Here is a 16,445-nt window from a genome sequence, read left to right as displayed (position 1 = left end):
CCCACTTACTACCTGCCCGCACCACGCTGGCAACGCAAAAGCCCGGCGTTCTCGCGGGGAGAACGCCGGGCTATGTGAAGCAACCGGGAAGGAGCGCTCGGGGAATTTGTCTTAGTGGACGGAATCCGAATCCAGATCCGAACCCCGTCCGGTGCCACGATGGGCCGCTGCATCCTTCAGGAGGTCGCGGATTTCGGCCAGGAGGGCGGTGTCAGCCGGCAGTGGCTCTTCTTCGGGTTCCTCGGTGGAGAGGCGGTTCTTGACCATTGAATTGATCTTGTTCATGGGCGCTACGAAGATGAAGTAGACCACTCCGGCGGTGATCACGAAGGTCACCATTGCCGTGAGCACGGCACCAAAGTTGATGAACGTAGCGGGGTTGTCCTGCCAGATCCGGAAGCCCAGACCGTCGGCGTTCACGCCGCCCGCAGCCGCGATGACGGGGTTGATGATGTTGGTGGTGAAAGCCGCAACGAGTGCGGTGAACGCACTGCCGATGACCACGGCAATAGCCAGTTCGATCACGTTGCCGCGAAGTATGAAGTCCTTGAAACCCTTAAGCATGGAAATGTCCTCCGATTGGGTGCGGGTGTCTGGCTCAAGCAGAGAACAAACTACCACTCCAAGGTTTCAAAAGGGTGTCAACGTGATGTGAGAGAGGGATGCCGGGAGGGCGTGTGGATGTGAGAGAGGGATGCCGCCAGGGGGTGTGGATGTGAGAGAGGGATGCCGGGAGGGGGTGTGGATGTGAGAGAGGGATCCTGGGAGGGGGTGGGGATGTGAGAGAGCATCGGGTTTGATCGATGCTCTCTCACATCGTGGCCTGTTTTCGAGAATGGTCTCTCACATCGTGTTGCTCGGTCAGGCGAGCAGGGCGCGGGTGTGGTCGTTGAGGAACATTCCCCTGGGGTCGAACTCGCGGCGGACTTGGATGAAGGTGTCCAACTCGGGGTAGAGACGCTCAAGGCGGCCCCGGGTCATGAAGTGGATCTTCCCCCAGTGGGCCCTCGGCTCGAACTCCTGCAGAACAGCGTCGGCGTCCCGGAAGAACTGCCAGTAATCGGTTCCAGGCTCGGTCGTCAGGGTGATGACAGTGCTGTCGCGCCCTTGGAACTGGGACATGTAGGCGTCGTCGGACTTCACCCAGCGGACCTCCACCGGGTACTTCTGCTCGGGGTATTTAGTGCGGATCAGGTCCTGGATGGCCTCGACCGCCACCAATCCATCCTCGCTGCGGACGAAGTACTCGAGCTCGTGGAACTGGGTAGTGAAGCCGCCCGGGTAGATCCGGTAGGAGCGATCCAGCCGGGCACCCTCGACGGCGGAGAGCTCGCGTTCGTCCTGGACGTCCACAATGTTGTACCGCTTGGTGTAGCTGCGGTCGCCCATAGCGTGGTCTGGTGAACCAGGGAGGTCCAGAAGCTCGCAGGAATCGTCCTCCGGGCACCAAAGGAAGGAGTAGTGCCTGTTGGAATCGATATCGGTCTGCCATGTAGCCGTGGTTTCCTCCCACGTGGGGTAGGTGATCTGCTCCTGAAGGTAGTAGCTGTCCTCAACAGCCAGTTCCACTTCCAGGAAGATCCCCAGCGTGCCCAACGCGACCTGTGCAGCCCGGAGTTCGCGGAGTTGGCCCTCCCCGATTTCCACGATCTCGCCGTAGCCATTGATCAGCTTCACCCAGCGAAGGTTGGAGGAGAAACTGCCCAGGTTTTTGCCCGAACCGTGGGTGCTGGTGGCCAGGGCGCCGGCGATCTGTTGCTTGTCGATGTCGCCTTGGTTCCCCAAAGCCAGCCCCTGCTCCCACAGGGCATCGCCGAAAGCGTTGATGGTGGTTCCGGCGAGGGCCCTGGCGCGACGCCCGGTCTTATCGGTGCCCGTGATCGCCGAAAGCCCGGACATATCCATCAACACTCCGCCAGTCTGAACCAGCGGTGAGGACGAGTGCCCTGAACCGACAGCCCGCACAGGCAACCCTTCGCGGATGGCGAAACGGACGGCGTCGAGCGCTTCTTGCTCATTCCTCGGCCGAACGGTGAAGGCGGGCGTCGCGCTCTGGTTTCCGCCCCAGTTGGTCCAGGTCACGTCCGTCCCGAAGGGGGCTGAAGGCGTGGCCGCACCTGGCAGGGATGTCGGGCGGGAAACATTGGTGGTCATGGTGAAAGCTCCGTTGCTTGTCTGAATGCTCATGCGCCGTGGTTGATCATCACGTGCTTGGTACGTGAGTAATCGTCCAGGGCGTAGAGCGAGAGGTCGCGGCCGTAACCGGATCCCTTGAATCCGCCCCACGGTACCTCGCACGCCAGGACCAGGTGTGCATTGACCCAGACCGTGCCGAAGTCCAGTTGCTTCGGAATCCGCAGGGAAAGGCTCGAGTCACGCGTCCAGACGGAGGCCGACAGGCCGTAGGGGCTCTCGTTCGCGCGGGTCACGGCTTCTTCGGTGGTGCTGAAGGTCTCCACGGTGACCACGGGGCCGAAGATCTCGTGCGTGGCGATGGGGGCTCCTGCGGGAACGTCGGAGATGACAGTGGGCTCGATGAAGTAGCCGGGTCCTTCCAGCGCCGAGCCACCAATGGCCACGTGGAGCCCCGCCTCGCGGGCTTCGGCCAAGGATTCCTTGACGCGTTCAAAGTGGGGCCGGGAAATCATAGGACCGATTTCGACGTCGTCCCCAGCCTCGGGGGCCCCTACCACCAGGGTGCCAACCTCCCGGACCAGGTGCTCGGTGAATTCCTCGGCTACGGACTCGTGCACCAGCACGCGGCAGGCAGCACCGCAGTCCTGGCCGGCGTTCCAGAAGCCGGCGTTGCGCACACCGGCCGCAGCGGCGCGGAGATCGGCGTCGGGGAAGACAACAACCGGCGCCTTGCCGCCAAGTTCCAAGTGGACGCGCTTGACGGACTTGGCCGCAGTTTCGGCGACAGCCTGGCCGCTCACGACGCTGCCGGTCAAGGCAACGAGGGCGATGTCCGGGTGCTCCGAAAGCCGCTGTCCCACAGTTCGGCCCTGGCCCGTGACTACGTTGAGGATCCCATCAGGGATGCGTCCGGCGAGCAATTCCGCCAGCTTCAGGGTGGACAACGGCGTTTGCTCGGACGGCTTGAGGACGATGCTGTTGCCGGCAGCCAGAATCGGTGCGACCTTCCAGGCAGCCATCAGCAGCGGGTAGTTCCAAGGGGTGATGACCCCGACGACGCCCACGGGTTCCCGGAGGATCACTGAGGTGTGGTCAGTGGCATAGTCGCCGCCGGCCATGGACGTCAGCGTGCGGGAGGCGCCGGCCATGAAGCGGAACGTGTCGATGGTGCTGGTGACATCGTCCTCAGATACCGCCTGCGGCTTGCCGGTATTGGCGGACTCAATGAGCTCGAACGCCTGCCGGTTCTCTTCAATGATGTTGGCGATCAGGTTCAGGACGTCCGCGCGCTCCTTGGGGGTAGTGGCACCCCAGGTCTTTTGGGCGACGACGGCGGCCTGGACGGCGGCGTCGACATCATCCGCGGTGCCCGCCTGCACTGAGGCGATGACCTGCTCGTTGGTGGGATCCACGACGTCGATCAGGTCACCGTTGGAGCCTGGGACGAAAGATCCGTTGATGAAGTGCCCGGCCGGAGGTAAAGGCAGGTTCCCGGCGTGGTCAGCACTGATGCGTCGAACAGTGAACTGGACGGTTTCCGGGTGGGCAGTGTCTGTGAGGGTCATGACAATTCGCTTTCAGATGAGGTCTGGGGTGAGGGCAGCGGAAGAAAGTGAGGCGGCTTCTGATTTTTGACGGAAGACGCGCGCCGCGAAGTAGTAGAGGGGAGCAACTACCACCAGGCCGACGATCCAGGAGATGTCCACGCCGCCCAACGCGGTGGCCATGGGGCCGGTGTAGATTGCGGTGGCCGAGAAGGGAACCTGGATGAGGGCGCCTGCCAGGTAGGAGCTGATGGCGACCCAATTGAACCGCCCGTACACGCCGCCGTCGCGCTTGAAGAAGTCTTCAACCCGGTAGTCGCCGTGCCGCAGAAGGTAGTAGTCCACCAGGTTGATGGCAGTCCAGGGGACCAGGACGTACATCAGGAAGGAGAGGAAGTTGGTGTAGAAGAGGATGAAGTTGTCGCGGGCGAACAAGGCGATCGAGACAGCGACGACGAAGAGGATGATCGCCGCCACGGTGCGGGTCTTGGCCCGTGGCAACCACGAGGGCTTGAATGTTTGGCCGATGGTCAAGGTGCACAGGACGCCGCAGTAGAGGTTCATGGCGTTCGAGGCCGCGACTCCCAGGCAGAAGATTCCCACGATGATCAGGGTCCAGGGCTGCAGCAAAGCGCCCAGGCTGCCAACGATTTCGACGTTGTCGGCGCTCATGGTCATGGCGAGGGTGCCCACCAAGGCGCCGAGGATCATGGGGAACAACGTTCCCAGGACGCAGCCCGAGTAGGAAGCCCAGAACGCCGGTGCTGACCCCGTGCCCTGCGGCATGTAGCGGGAGTAGTCCGAGACGTAGGGTGCGTAGGCCAACTGCCACAGGGCCGAGACGGAGATGGTCCCCATGAAGCCGACCCAGTTGAAGTTGCCCTCCCCAAGGAAGCTGGCGGGAAGGCCGTGGACCACCAGGATCCAGACGAACGCGAGCAACAACGCCAGGCCCGCCGCGACGCTGAGGACGCGGGCATAAGCGTGAATGAGCCGATAGCCGAAAATCGTGGCGATAACGCTGACCACGCCGATGATGATGATGCCGCCATCCACGCTGATGCCGGGGCTGACGGCGGCCATTGCTTCTCCGCCAAAGACAAGGTTGGCGGCGAAGAAGCCGACGTACATGACCACCACGATGACCACGATCAACAGGGCGCCGAAGGAGCCGAACTGGCCGCGGGTCTGGATCATCTGCGCCACACCAAGCTGCGGACCTTGGGCCGAGTGCAGCGCCATGAAGACGCCGCCCACTATGTTGCCGATGATGATGCCCACCAGCGCCGGCACGAACCCGAGGCCGAACACCGTGGTGGCGAGCCCGCCGGTCACGATGGTCATGATCATGATGTTGGAACCGAACCAGATGGTGAAGAGGTCCCGGGCCTTGCCGTGGCGCTCGTTGAGCGGGATCGGCTGGATGGTTTTGTCCTCGAGGCGGGGAACTTCGGTTGTTGGCACGGTGCTCATGACGCACTCCGGGATGTCGAAGCCAGTTCACGGACAGCAGAGCTGGTGGCTTTGCTGCGGTTCACCATCAGGCCGAGAAGGTCGAAGACGAGCGTGGCCGCGGCGACGGTTGTGATGTCCGCATGGTCGTAGGCCGGAGCGACCTCGACGACGTCGGCGCCCACAATGTTGATGCCGTTCAGGCCGCGGAGCAGGGCCAGGAGTTCGCGGGAGTGGAGCCCGCCCATCTCCGGAGTGCCTGTGCCGGGTGCGAACGCGGGGTCGAGGACGTCGATGTCGATGGAGACGTAGACGGGGGTATCGCCGAGCCTGTCCTTCACCTGCTGGATTGCAGCCGGGACGCCGATGACATCCAGGTCCGAGCAGCGGATGATCTGGAACCCGAATTCGTGGTCGCGGAGGAAATCGTTGCGGTCATACACCGGGCCGCGGATGCCGACGTGCATGGACTTGTCCTCCACAAGGAGGCCCTCCTCGAACGCCCGGCGGAAGATGGTTCCGTGCGTGATGGGCTGGTCAAAGTAGGTGTCCCACGTGTCCAGGTGAGCGTCGAAGTGCAGCAACGCCACCGGGCCATGGACCTTGTTCAGCGCCCGCAGCATGGGCAAGGCAATCGTGTGGTCGCCGCCGATCGAGATCAGCCGCTTGTCCTCACTGATCAGGGGCAACGCCTGCTCCTCGATCTCACGGACCGCCCGGGTGATGTCGTAGGGAGTGCAGGCGATGTCGCCGGCGTCAACAACCTGGGCTTCGTAAACAGGTTCGACGTCGAGCTCCGGGTGGTAGCCCGGGCGGAGGAGACGCGAGGCCTCGCGAACCGCGGCAGGACCGAAACGGGCGCCGGGCCGGAAGGAGGTTCCGCCGTCGAACGGGACACCGACGATCGCAATGTCGTAGTCCGGAACCCGGTCGATTTGGGGGAGGCGGGCGAAGGTGCCGAGGCCGGCATACCGCGGGACTTTGGTTGCGTCGACAGGGCCGATGGGCTTGTGAATTGTCATTGACGGATCCTTGGTGTGAGGGGGTGCTCGCCATTGAGCGGGAAGTAAGTAATTCCATTCTTCGTGACGCGGGTCACGGCGAATAGCGGTACATTGACTACAAATGGCCGAGGCGCTTAGACGAATGTCTAAACTGTCCGAAACGGCCCCCGGAATCATAGAGTCAGGACCCCATCCGATGGCAATCACCGTCGCCGAGCTCGTGGCTGAACCGCAGCTGGGGCTCACCCTCCTGGCCGGTGACACAGGCCGCGACAACCGGATCACCTGGGCCCACACTTCTGACCTGCCCAGGCTGTGGGAATGGGTCACCGGCGGCGAGCTCATGATGACCAATGGGCTGTCGATTCCCGCAGACGCCGAGGGACAAGTGGCGCTCGCAGAGGCACTCATGGACAGCGGGGCAAGCGCCTTGGCGATCGGCGAGAAGATGCACGCGCCCCCGCTGACGCAGGAGTTCCTGACGGCCTGCGATCGGCTGCCGTTGCCACTGATCAACGTCCCGTACCCGCTGCCGTTCATTGCGATCGCCCGCTCGGTTGCCGAATCTTCCCTGCTCGAAGAGTCGCGGCGCCTGCGGCAGACGGCAAGGGTTTATGACCTTCTTCGCACGGCCGGAGCCTCCGAGGACCATTGGCAGAGCCTGGTCCAACGGCTTGCCACTGAACTGGACGCGGAACTGTTCGTGGTGGACCGCCGCTGCCTCCATCCCTGGCACCCCGAAGGCCAGCGGCTCCCGGAGTTCCTCGCGGATGAATGGGCGCCGCTTTCCGGGCAGGTGTCCCTGGCGGGCAAGAATTTCCAGTGGCACCGGATCAGGGGCCGGCACGTGCTGACCATGGACATCCCGACCCACGCCAACGCGCTCCTCGTGGTGCTGCCCAAGAGCGAACCGCACCCGGACGCCGTCGTACTCCTGCACGCCGCGACCGTGCTGGGACTGCAGCTCTCGCGCATCGTTTTGTCGTTGGAAGGCCGCCACCGACTGGCAGGCGAGTTCCTGCTGCAGGCCATGGATGGGCGCTTGGGCGCGGCCGAAATGGAGAGTCGGCTGGCAACTTTTGGGGTTCCGCCACAGGACTTCCTGCTCGCCTCTATGTCAGCGGATATGGCGCCCGCTGCGGGGCTGGCCCAGGCAGCGAACGACGGCGACAGGCTGGCCAACGTGCACATCGAACTGTGGCGGCACGGGGTTGCGTCGGCTTCTTTGAAGCGGAATAGCCGCCTGCACGTTGTGATCCCTTCTGATGTTCCGGACGACATCCTGGTCCATTGCGCCGGGGCGGATGCAGCGATCGGAATCAGCGCTCCGGCGGCAGTGGCCGGCATTCAGCGCGCGCTGCAGGAGTCCCTCTGGGCGCTCGGTTCGGCCCGGGCGAACAAGCTTGGCCTGGCCCGATATGCGCAGGGACCGTCGTGGCTCGGGCTGACAGGTTTCGAGGAAGGGACTGCGCTGGTCCGGCGTCTCCTGGGGCCGATTTTCGATTACGAGCAGAGCCAGGAGGGCGATCTCCTCGTCACGCTGAGGACCTATTTGGACTCGCAGCGTTCGTGGCAAAAGACTGCCGCAGCCTTGTTCGCGCACCGGCAAACCATCATCTATCGGATGCGGAAAATCGGTGAATTGACGGGGCTGGACATGAGTGAAACCTCCACGGTCGCCCAGTTGTGGTTCGCGCTCCAGATCCACGAGGCAATGCATCGGTAGGTATCCCTTGCTTGCGCTTTTTCCAGATAACCCGCTATGGTGTGAACCGTGTCACCCAGGTGACGCAATGCTTTTGATCTGTGGCGGGAGAGTCCTGCCGGTACATCCAGTCAGGCGCCGTAGGAGCAAATCCTCCCCAGGAATCTCTCAGGCCCACGTACCGCCACGGCGAGGCAACTCTGGAAAGAAGTCCAGGTAACTGGGCTCACCGACGGTGCAAGCAGGCAACCATTCCTGCGGAATCTCTCAGGTCCAATACAGAGCGGGGAGGAACCCACATCATCGTGGCGCACATAGGGCGCCTGAATCATGGAGTTCCTCTTGACTGTTCAATCAACCCCCACCGCTTTCGCGGACCGGCACATCGGCGCACGGCGCCAGGCCGACGTTGACACCATGCTCAAGGCAATCGGCTACGACTCCGTAGACGGCCTGGTAGATGTTGCGGTCCCCGATTCCATCCGCCAGGACACCGCGCTCAAGTTGCAGGATGCCCTCACTGAGGTGCAGGTCCTCGCCGAGCTCCGCAAGCTCGCGTCCAAGAACAAGACCGCTGTCCAGATGATCGGCCAGGGCTACTACGACACCGTCACGCCCCCGGTTATCCGCCGCAACATCCTCGAGGCTCCGGCCTGGTACACGGCGTACACGCCTTACCAGCCCGAGATTTCGCAGGGCCGCCTCGAAGCTCTCCTGAACTTCCAGACCATGGTCCAGGATCTCACGGGGCTGCCGGTAGCCAACGCTTCACTGCTGGATGAAGCAACGGCTGTAGCCGAGGCCGTACTGCTGATGCGCCGCGCCAACAAGTCCAAAACTGCCAAGGACGGAAAGACCGTCCTGGACGCCGACCTCCTACCGCAGACCATCGCGATCGTGAAGGGCCGGGCCGAAGCGCTGGGCTTCGAAGTGGAGATTGCTGACCTTTCGCTCGGACTGCCCGACGGCGACATCAACGGCATCGTCCTGCAGCAGCCCGGCGTTTCCGGCCGCGTGTTCGATCACTCCATCGTCATCGCGGCGGCCAAGGAACGAGGTGCGCTGGTCACTGTCGCTGCCGACCTTTTGGCGCTCACCCTCATCACGCCCCCGGGCGAACAAGGTGCCGATGTCGCCGTCGGAACTGCGCAGCGCTTCGGTGTTCCGCTGTTCTTCGGCGGCCCCCACGCTGCGTACATGGCCGTGCGGGAAGGCATGGAGCGCACGCTTCCGGGCCGCATCGTGGGCGTCTCCAAGGACAACGCCGGCATCCCCGCGTACCGCCTGGCGCTGCAGACCCGCGAGCAGCACATCCGACGCGAGAAGGCCACGTCCAACATCTGCACGGCCCAGGCACTGCTCGCGATCGTGGCCTCGATGTACGCGGTTTACCACGGTCCCGAAGGCCTGAAGGCGATCGCCGAAACCGTCCACGGCCACGCTCGTGTTTTGGCCGCGACGCTGCAGAAGGCGGGCCGCGAGCTCGTCTCCGACGTCTTCTTCGACACCCTCACCGTCCGCGTACCCGGCAAGGCTGACAAAGTCATCTCCGCTGCCGAAGCCCGCGGTATCAACCTCCGGTTCGTCGATGCAGACACCGTTGGCGTTTCCCTCGATGAAACCACGACGCCGGAGGTGCTCTCCGCGGTAGCCGTCGCCTTTGGTGCCGGTCCGGTGAAGGACGCTGCAGGGTTTGAGCTGCCGTCTGATGTGCTCCGCACGAGTGATTTCCTACAACACCCAGTGTTCAACACGCACCGTTCCGAGACGCAGCTGTTGCGCTATATCCGCAAGCTGTCCGACCGTGACCTCGCCTTGGACCGCACCATGATCCCGCTGGGCTCCTGCACCATGAAGCTCAACGCAACCGCCGAGATGGAAGCAATTTCGTGGCCCGAGTTCGCCTCGATCCACCCGTTCGCTCCTGACCACCAGACGGCGGGCTGGCGTGAACTGATTGAGGACCTGGAAGCCGACCTGACTGAGATCACCGGCTACGATCAGGTCTCCATCCAGCCGAATGCCGGTTCCCAGGGCGAGCTCGCAGGGCTCCTCGCGATCCGTGGTTACCACCTTTCCCGCGGCGACGAGCAGCGCAACGTGTGCCTGATCCCCGCTTCTGCGCACGGCACGAATGCAGCATCTGCTGTGCTTGCCGGCATGAAGGTGGTTGTAGTGGCCACCGCTCCCGATGGCACCATCGATCACGCTGATCTGGCGGCCAAGATCGAGGCCAACAAGGACGTCCTGTCCTGCATCATGATCACCTACCCGTCCACGCACGGTGTGTACGACGCCGATGTCCGCGAGGTTTGCGACTCTATCCACGCTGCTGGCGGCCAGGTGTACGTTGACGGTGCAAACCTCAACGCACTCGTTGGGCTCGCCCAGCCGGGCAAGTTCGGCGGCGACGTCTCGCACCTGAACCTGCACAAGACGTTCTGCATCCCGCACGGCGGTGGCGGACCCGGGGTCGGCCCGGTCGCGGCCAAGGCCCACCTGGCGCCGTTCATGCCCGGTGACGCGAACAACGTTTCGTCTGAAGGTGGCGTGGCCATTTCGGCATCCCGCTACGGCTCCGCTGGCGTCCTCCCGATTTCCTGGGCCTACGTGAAGCTCATGGGCGGCCAGGGCCTCACGGAAGCGACCAAGTCCGCGCTGCTCGCGGCCAACTACGTTGCCTCCCGCTTGGATGAGCACTTCCCGGTCCTGTACACCGGCGAAGGTGGACTTGTTGCCCACGAATGCATCCTGGACCTCCGTGAGCTGACTGCCCGCACGGGCGTTACCGCGGAGGATGTTGCCAAGCGCCTCATTGACTTCGGTTTCCACGCTCCCACCCTTGCGTTCCCCGTTGCGGGCACTTTGATGGTGGAGCCGACCGAGTCCGAGGACCTGGCTGAGATCGACCGTTTCATCGAGGCCATGATCACCATCCGTTGCGAAATCGAGCAGGTCGCCAGCGGCGATTTCACTGTTGAGAACTCGCCGCTGCGCAACGCGCCGCACACGGCTGCCGCCGTCGTGAGTTCTGCATGGGACCGCGACTACCCGCGTGAGCAGGCAGCGTTCCCTGTCCCCCACCTCAAGCAGGACAAGTACTTCCCGCCGGTCGGCCGCGTTGATGGCGCCGCGGGGGACCGTAACCTGGTGTGCTCCTGCCCTCCGCTCACGGACTTCGAAAACTAAGGGACGGTCCTGACATGACTGAGAACCACACCGCTCTTTACGAGCAGCACAAAAAGGCCGGCGCGTCCTTCACGGACTTCGGCGGCTGGCAGATGCCCCTCAAATACGAGTCCGAGCTTGCTGAGCACCATGCAGTCCGGAACTCCGCCGGCTTGTTCGACCTCTCCCACATGGGCGAGGTCTGGGTCAGCGGCCCGGACGCGGCAGCGTTCCTGGACTTCGCGCTGGTGGGCAAGTTGTCTGCGGTCGCCGTCGGCAAGGCCAAGTACTCGTTGATCTGCAACGCCGACGGCGGCATCATCGACGACCTCATCTCCTACCGTCGACCCTCTACCGAAGAAGGCGTGGATCAGTACCTCGTGGTCCCGAATGCGGGCAACGCCAAGGTAGTTGCCGCAGCCTTGCTGGAGCGGGCGGGCGGCTTCGACGTCGTAGTTGACGACGCCTCCGCCGAGACGTCACTGATCGCAGTACAGGGTCCGAACGCCGAAGCCATTCTGCTGACCTTGGTTCCCGCCGAGCAGCATGCCCTGGTGACCGAACTGAATTACTACGCGGCCGTTGAAGTCTCCATTAACGGGCAGGACCTGCTGCTCGCCCGCACCGGCTACACCGGCGAGGACGGCTTCGAGATCTACATCCCCAACCTTGACGCAGCTGGCCTGTGGGAAGCACTCCTCGAAGTCGGCGAGGGCCACGGGCTCATCCCCGCAGGCCTTGCCGCACGTGACTCCCTCCGCCTCGAAGCCGGGATGCCGCTCTACGGCAACGAACTCTCCCGCTACGTCAACGCCTACGCCGCAGGACTGGGCCCCGTGGTTTCCCTCGCCAAGGAAAGCGACTTCATCGGCAAGGAAGCCCTGACCGCTATCAAGGCTGCCGGCGTCGGATCCACCATCGGCCAAAAGCTCGTCGGCCTCAAAGGTACAGGCCGTCGTGCAGCCCGCGGCCACTACTCGGTCCTCAAGGACGGCTCGCTCATCGGCGAAGTCACCTCCGGCCAGCCGAGCCCAACACTCGGTTACCCGATCGCCTTGGCGTACGTCGACGTCGAACATTCAGCGCCGGGAACGATCGTCGAAGTGGACCTCCGGGGCAAGTCCGAGCCGTTCGAAGTCGTAGCTCTGCCGTTCTACAAGCGAGCTAAGTAGGTCCCGTCGGGAGTGGCATCCAGCTCGGTGGTGCCGACCTCCTCTGCATGCTCGGTCGCGAAGGGGCCCGCTGAGCGGACCCGACGCTCCCTTAGACGCATGCTGCCGGAGGCCGGCACCACAGGGGCCGTGCGGCTCACCTTGCGCACGGGGACCAGTAGACCGAGGCGACCTGCTGAAAGGCGGCTTCCAATGCCTTGGTTCGCGGGCTTTTCTGAAGGTGAGCGGTCCATAAAGTGTGGGCCAGCCGTGGGGAGCCGGATTCCGGAAGCGTGCGTCTAAGGAAGCGACACGTCCGCTCAGCGGGCGTCCTCGCGACCGAGCACGCGGAGGAATTCGGTGTCCGGCACCCAACCCAAGTACCGCCGGGATCACGAACAGTTTTCAAAACACACAAGAAGTTAGGAATTGGAATGAGCAAAGTAGTTGCCGAGCTGAAGTATTCGGCCGAGCATGAATGGGTTGCTTCGGATGGCGCCGGGCCTGTGGGGATCGGGATCTCTGCGGTCGCTGCGGATGCCTTGGGCGACATTGTTTATGTGGATCTGCCCGAGGTCGGTTCGACCGTGACTGCGGGGGAGACCTGCGGTGAAGTTGAGTCCACGAAGTCCGTGTCTGACCTGTACTCGCCTGTTACCGGTGAGGTGACCGAGATCAACGACGCCGTCGTCGATGATCCGGCCCTGATCAACAACGATCCCTATGGTGCCGGCTGGCTGTTCAAGGTGGCCGCCACGGAAGAAGGCCCACTCATGTCGGCCGAAGAATACGCTGCAACGAACGGTGGAGAACTGTGAACCCGGCAGCCGTGACCGAATTCGAGCAGGTCGTGTCGGCGTCGTTGGATGCGCACTTGGCGGACCTGGACCCTGAGATCGCCGCAAAGATCGACGACGAACTGGGCCGCCAGCGCGACGGCCTGGAAATGATCGCCTCAGAGAACCACACGGCGGTTGCTGTGATGCAGGCTCAGGGCTCCGTGCTGACCAACAAGTACGCCGAAGGCTACCCGGGCAAGCGGTACTACGGTGGTTGCGAGCACGTCGACGTGATCGAGCAGCTCGCGATCGACCGCATCAAGTCCCTGTTCGGCGCCGAATTTGCGAACGTCCAGCCTCACTCCGGTGCGCAGGCCAACGCGTCGGTGATGCACGCGCTGATCAAGCCGGGCGACACCATCATGGGCCTGAACCTGGCCCACGGCGGCCACCTGACCCACGGCATGAGGATCAACTTCTCCGGCAAGCTCTACAACGTGGTCCCGTACGGCGTCCGCGAGGACACCCACACCGTGGACATGGCCGAAGTGGAGCGGCTGGCCCAGGAGCACAAGCCGGCTCTGATTGTTGCCGGCTGGTCCGCTTACGCGCGGCAGTTGGACTTCGCCGAATTCCGCAGGATCGCTGACTCCGTGGGCGCCTACCTCATGGTGGACATGGCGCACTTCGCCGGATTGGTTGCAGCTGGCCTGCACCCGTCGCCGGTCCCGCATGCCCACGTCACGACGTCGACGACGCACAAGACCCTCGCCGGTCCTCGTGGAGGCATCATCCTCTCCAACGACGCCGACATCGCCAAGAGGATCAACTCGGCCGTGTTCCCCGGCCAACAAGGTGGTCCCCTGGAGCACGTAATCGCTGGTAAGGCTGTCGCCTTCAAGATCGCCGCTTCCGAGGAGTTCCGGGAACGTCAGGAACGCGTCCTTGCTGGCGCCCGGATTCTTGCCGAAAGACTGGTCCAGCCGGACGTTGTGGAAAAGGGGATCACAGTTGTGTCAGGCGGCACGGACGTGCATTTGGTGCTCGTCGACCTGCGCAACTGCGAACTCGACGGTCAGCAAGCCGAAGACCGGCTCGCTGCGATCGACATCACCGTCAACCGCAACGCCGTCCCGTTCGACCCGCGCCCGCCCATGGTCACCTCCGGCCTGCGCATCGGCACCCCGGCCCTCGCTACACGCGGATTCGGGGAAGCTGCCTTCCGCGAGGTTGCGGACATCATCGCCGAAGTTCTGATTGCCGACGCCGATGCGGACCTTTCCGGGTTGCGGCACCGGGTTGATGCGCTGGCGAAGGCGCATCCGCTCTACCCGGCTGTTTCGAACCTCGCGTAAGTCGCCCATCGGGTTCGGTTCGCCCGTCGGGTTCGGTTCGTCGTCGGGCTCGGAACGCCCGTCGAGTCCGACCTCCTCTGCATGCTCGGTCGCGTAGACGCCCGCTGGGCGGACGTGACGCTCCCTTAGACGCATGCTGCCGGAGCCCGGACCCGAAGGGGCAGCTCTTGGGTCGGCCGGTCCGGATGCCCGGGCCAATGGTCGGGTTGCCGTGTTGGGACGGGACCGGGGGTTCGTTGGCTTGTGTTGGATGGATCCGGCTGCCGAGGGTGTTCCGTGGGCGCAGGGTTGGTTTGGGAGCGGCAGGGATTCATGCAACGCGGGGTCACTTGTGGCCCATGTGGGGGGCGTTTGGGGGCCATAAGTGACCCCGCGTTGCTTTAGACATCTTTTGTTTTGAAAGGGATCACGGCTATGGCTGTTGGTGTTTTCGATCTGTTCACTGTGGGCATTGGCCCGTCGAGTTCGCATACTGTGGGGCCGATGCGGGCTGGGGCGGTGTTCGCCCGTGAGCTGAATGAGTCCGGCGTGCTCGGGTCGGTCGCGTCCTTGCGGGTTGACTTATATGGGTCGTTGGCTGCGACGGGTAAGGGACATGGCACGTTCACCGCGGTGTTGCTTGGGCTGGAAGGCTTCGACCCCGAGGAGATCCTGCCTGACCAAGTGGAGGAGCGGTTGGCCTCCATCGCGGAGACCGGGAAGCTCAATCTGGCTGGCGGACAGCTTCTCGAATATGCCGTGGAGGACATGATCCTGCATCCGTTGACGGTGTTGCCGCGGCATACGAATGGGATGAAGTTTGCCGTGGCTGATGCTGTGGGCAACATCCTGCGGGAGGCGACGTTTTTCTCGGTCGGGGGCGGGTTCATTGTCCGCGAGGGTGAGGAGGACGCGGCCCGGGCGGAGTTGGAGGAGACGAAGGCGGAGTTGCCGTTGCCGTTCCGGACCGCTGCCGAGTTGCTGGGCCGGTGCGCGTCCAAGGGCTTGGGGATCAGCGAGATCATGTTCATCAACGAACGTGCGTCCCGGAGTGAGGAGGAGATCCGGGAGGGTTTGCTTCATATCTGGCATGTGATGGAGGCGTGTGTTGAGACGTCGTTGAAGCGTGAGGGTGTGTTGCCCGGGGGTTTGAAGGTCCGTCGTCGTGCTCCTGATTGGTTGGAGCGGTTGTTGAAGGAAGACAAGGACCGCAACGATCCGAAGTATTGGCAGGAGTGGGTGAACCTGATCGCCCTGGCGGTCAATGAGGAGAACGCCACGGGCGGGCGGGTGGTGACGGCGCCGACGAACGGTGCTGCGGGGATCATTCCGGCGGTGTTGTATTACGCGTTGAACTACGCCCCGGGCATGGATCAGGCCACCCAAAAGGACAGGGACGATGTGGTGGTGAAGTTCCTGCTCGCCGCGGGTGCGGTGGGTGTGTTGTACAAGGAGCAGGCGTCCATTTCGGGGGCTGAGGTGGGCTGCCAGGGTGAGGTGGGGTCGGCGTCGTCGATGGCTGCTGCCGGTCTTGCTGAGGTGATGGGTGGTACGCCGGGTCAGGTGGAGAACGCGGCGGAGATCGCGATGGAACACAACCTGGGGCTCACGTGTGACCCGATCGGAGGGTTGGTGCAGATTCCGTGTATTGAGCGGAACGCGATCGCGGCGGCGAAGGCGATCAACGCGGCGAAGATGGCGCTCTGGGGTGACGGGACGCACCGGGTGTCGCTGGATGAGGTGATCGTGACCATGCGCGAGACCGGCAAGGACATGTCCTCCAAGTACAAGGAAACCGCGATGGGCGGCCTCGCCGTGAACGTCGTCGAATGCTGAGTCTTTCAACCAATAAGGAAGTAAACCCATGACCCTGGCACCTGAAGGCCGTAAGTTGCTGCGCGTTGAGCAGCGTAACTCGGCTGTCCCGGTTGAACGCAAGCCCGAGTGGATCAAGGCCAAGGTCCAGATGGGCCCGGAGTTCGTCGGGTTGAAGAACCTGGTGAAAAAGGAAGGCCTGCACACTGTCTGTGAAGAGGCCGGCTGCCCGAACATTTTCGAGTGCTGGGAAGACAAGGAAGCGACGTTCCTGATCGGCGGGTCCGAATGCACCCGGCGCTGTGATTTCTGCCAGATCGATACCGGCAAACCCTCCCCGGTGGACATGTTCGAACC

11 protein-coding genes, 1 pseudogene and 1 riboswitch are annotated in these 16,445 nt (G+C 63.4%); of the genes and pseudogenes, 7 read left to right on the top strand and 5 right to left on the bottom strand.

Annotated elements, in window-relative coordinates; all coding sequences use genetic code 11:
* Positions 1-111: 111 nt before the first annotated feature.
* The 5 genes from mscL to speB all read right to left on the bottom strand — a co-directional run bounded on the left by mscL (position 112) and on the right by speB (position 6,154).
* The gene (mscL, locus tag AC1DD5_RS06805; RefSeq protein WP_442004813.1) at positions 112-564 is read right to left on the bottom strand and encodes a large conductance mechanosensitive channel protein MscL; all 453 of its coding nucleotides are present in this window, start codon (positions 562-564) and stop codon (positions 112-114) included.
* A gap of 297 nt (positions 565-861) precedes the next feature.
* A complete protein-coding gene (locus AC1DD5_RS06800; protein WP_477520966.1) occupies positions 862-2,187 on the bottom strand; it encodes a D-arabinono-1,4-lactone oxidase in 1,326 nt (441 codons plus the stop codon).
* Entirely contained in the window at positions 2,184-3,701 is a 1,518-nt protein-coding gene (locus tag AC1DD5_RS06795; protein ID WP_477520965.1) for an aminobutyraldehyde dehydrogenase, read from the bottom strand. Before AC1DD5_RS06795 ends, AC1DD5_RS06800 begins: the two co-directional genes overlap by 4 nt.
* A gap of 12 nt (positions 3,702-3,713) precedes the next feature.
* Positions 3,714-5,153, bottom strand: coding sequence for a purine-cytosine permease family protein (locus tag AC1DD5_RS06790; protein ID WP_477520964.1), 1,440 nt, complete (start codon positions 5,151-5,153; stop codon positions 3,714-3,716).
* On the bottom strand, positions 5,150-6,154 hold the full coding sequence (speB, locus tag AC1DD5_RS06785) for an agmatinase (protein ID WP_477520142.1): 1,005 nt from the start codon (positions 6,152-6,154) through the stop codon (positions 5,150-5,152). The genes AC1DD5_RS06790 and speB overlap by 4 nt, the downstream gene beginning before the upstream one ends.
* A gap of 178 nt (positions 6,155-6,332) precedes the next feature.
* Between speB and AC1DD5_RS06780 the strand changes: the two genes are divergently transcribed.
* The 7 genes and pseudogenes from AC1DD5_RS06780 to AC1DD5_RS06750 form a co-directional block, all read left to right on the top strand.
* Positions 6,333-7,862: a PucR family transcriptional regulator gene (locus tag AC1DD5_RS06780; RefSeq protein WP_477520963.1), complete on the top strand. Its 1,530-nt coding sequence runs from the start codon at positions 6,333-6,335 to the stop codon at positions 7,860-7,862.
* A gap of 74 nt (positions 7,863-7,936) precedes the next feature.
* Positions 7,937-8,035, top strand: a riboswitch (glycine riboswitch).
* A gap of 148 nt (positions 8,036-8,183) precedes the next feature.
* Entirely contained in the window at positions 8,184-11,030 is a 2,847-nt protein-coding gene (gcvP, locus tag AC1DD5_RS06775) for an aminomethyl-transferring glycine dehydrogenase (RefSeq protein ID WP_477520962.1), read from the top strand.
* 14 nt (positions 11,031-11,044) lie between these two features.
* On the top strand, positions 11,045-12,181 hold the full coding sequence (gene gcvT, locus AC1DD5_RS06770; RefSeq protein WP_477520961.1) for a glycine cleavage system aminomethyltransferase GcvT: 1,137 nt from the start codon (positions 11,045-11,047) through the stop codon (positions 12,179-12,181).
* 413 nt (positions 12,182-12,594) lie between these two features.
* Complete coding sequence (gene gcvH, locus AC1DD5_RS06765; protein ID WP_442004805.1) at positions 12,595-12,978, top strand: glycine cleavage system protein GcvH; 384 nt, start codon at positions 12,595-12,597, stop codon at positions 12,976-12,978.
* Positions 12,975-14,294, top strand: a complete 1,320-nt coding sequence (gene glyA / locus AC1DD5_RS06760) for a serine hydroxymethyltransferase (RefSeq protein WP_477520960.1) — start codon at positions 12,975-12,977, stop codon at positions 14,292-14,294. The genes gcvH and glyA overlap by 4 nt, the downstream gene beginning before the upstream one ends.
* A 414-nt stretch (positions 14,295-14,708) precedes the next feature.
* A complete protein-coding gene (locus tag AC1DD5_RS06755) occupies positions 14,709-16,109 on the top strand; it encodes an L-serine ammonia-lyase (RefSeq protein WP_477520959.1) in 1,401 nt (466 codons plus the stop codon).
* Between the two features lie 28 nt (positions 16,110-16,137).
* A pseudogene (locus AC1DD5_RS06750) lies at positions 16,138-16,445 on the top strand (lipoyl synthase); the annotation flags it as partial.

The sequence above is a fragment of the Paenarthrobacter sp. 10L420 genome (assembly GCF_056395385.1).
This window is presented reverse-complemented; position numbering and strand designations above follow the sequence as displayed.

Bases quoted from the DNA above. Each gene is read 5' to 3' on its own strand.
- mscL (WP_442004813.1), bottom strand. From the start codon at position 564: ATGCTTAAGGGTTTCAAGGACTTCATACTTCGCGGCAACGTGATCGAA.
- AC1DD5_RS06800 (WP_477520966.1), bottom strand. From the start codon at position 2,187: ATGAGCATTCAGACAAGCAACGGAGCTTTCACCATGACCACCAATGTT.
- AC1DD5_RS06795 (WP_477520965.1), bottom strand. From the start codon at position 3,701: ATGACCCTCACAGACACTGCCCACCCGGAAACCGTCCAGTTCACTGTT.
- AC1DD5_RS06790 (WP_477520964.1), bottom strand. From the start codon at position 5,153: ATGAGCACCGTGCCAACAACCGAAGTTCCCCGCCTCGAGGACAAAACC.
- speB (WP_477520142.1), bottom strand. From the start codon at position 6,154: ATGACAATTCACAAGCCCATCGGCCCTGTCGACGCAACCAAAGTCCCG.
- AC1DD5_RS06780 (WP_477520963.1), top strand. From the start codon at position 6,333: ATGGCAATCACCGTCGCCGAGCTCGTGGCTGAACCGCAGCTGGGGCTC.
- gcvT (WP_477520961.1), top strand. From the start codon at position 11,045: ATGACTGAGAACCACACCGCTCTTTACGAGCAGCACAAAAAGGCCGGC.
- gcvH (WP_442004805.1), top strand. From the start codon at position 12,595: ATGAGCAAAGTAGTTGCCGAGCTGAAGTATTCGGCCGAGCATGAATGG.
- AC1DD5_RS06755 (WP_477520959.1), top strand. From the start codon at position 14,709: ATGGCTGTTGGTGTTTTCGATCTGTTCACTGTGGGCATTGGCCCGTCG.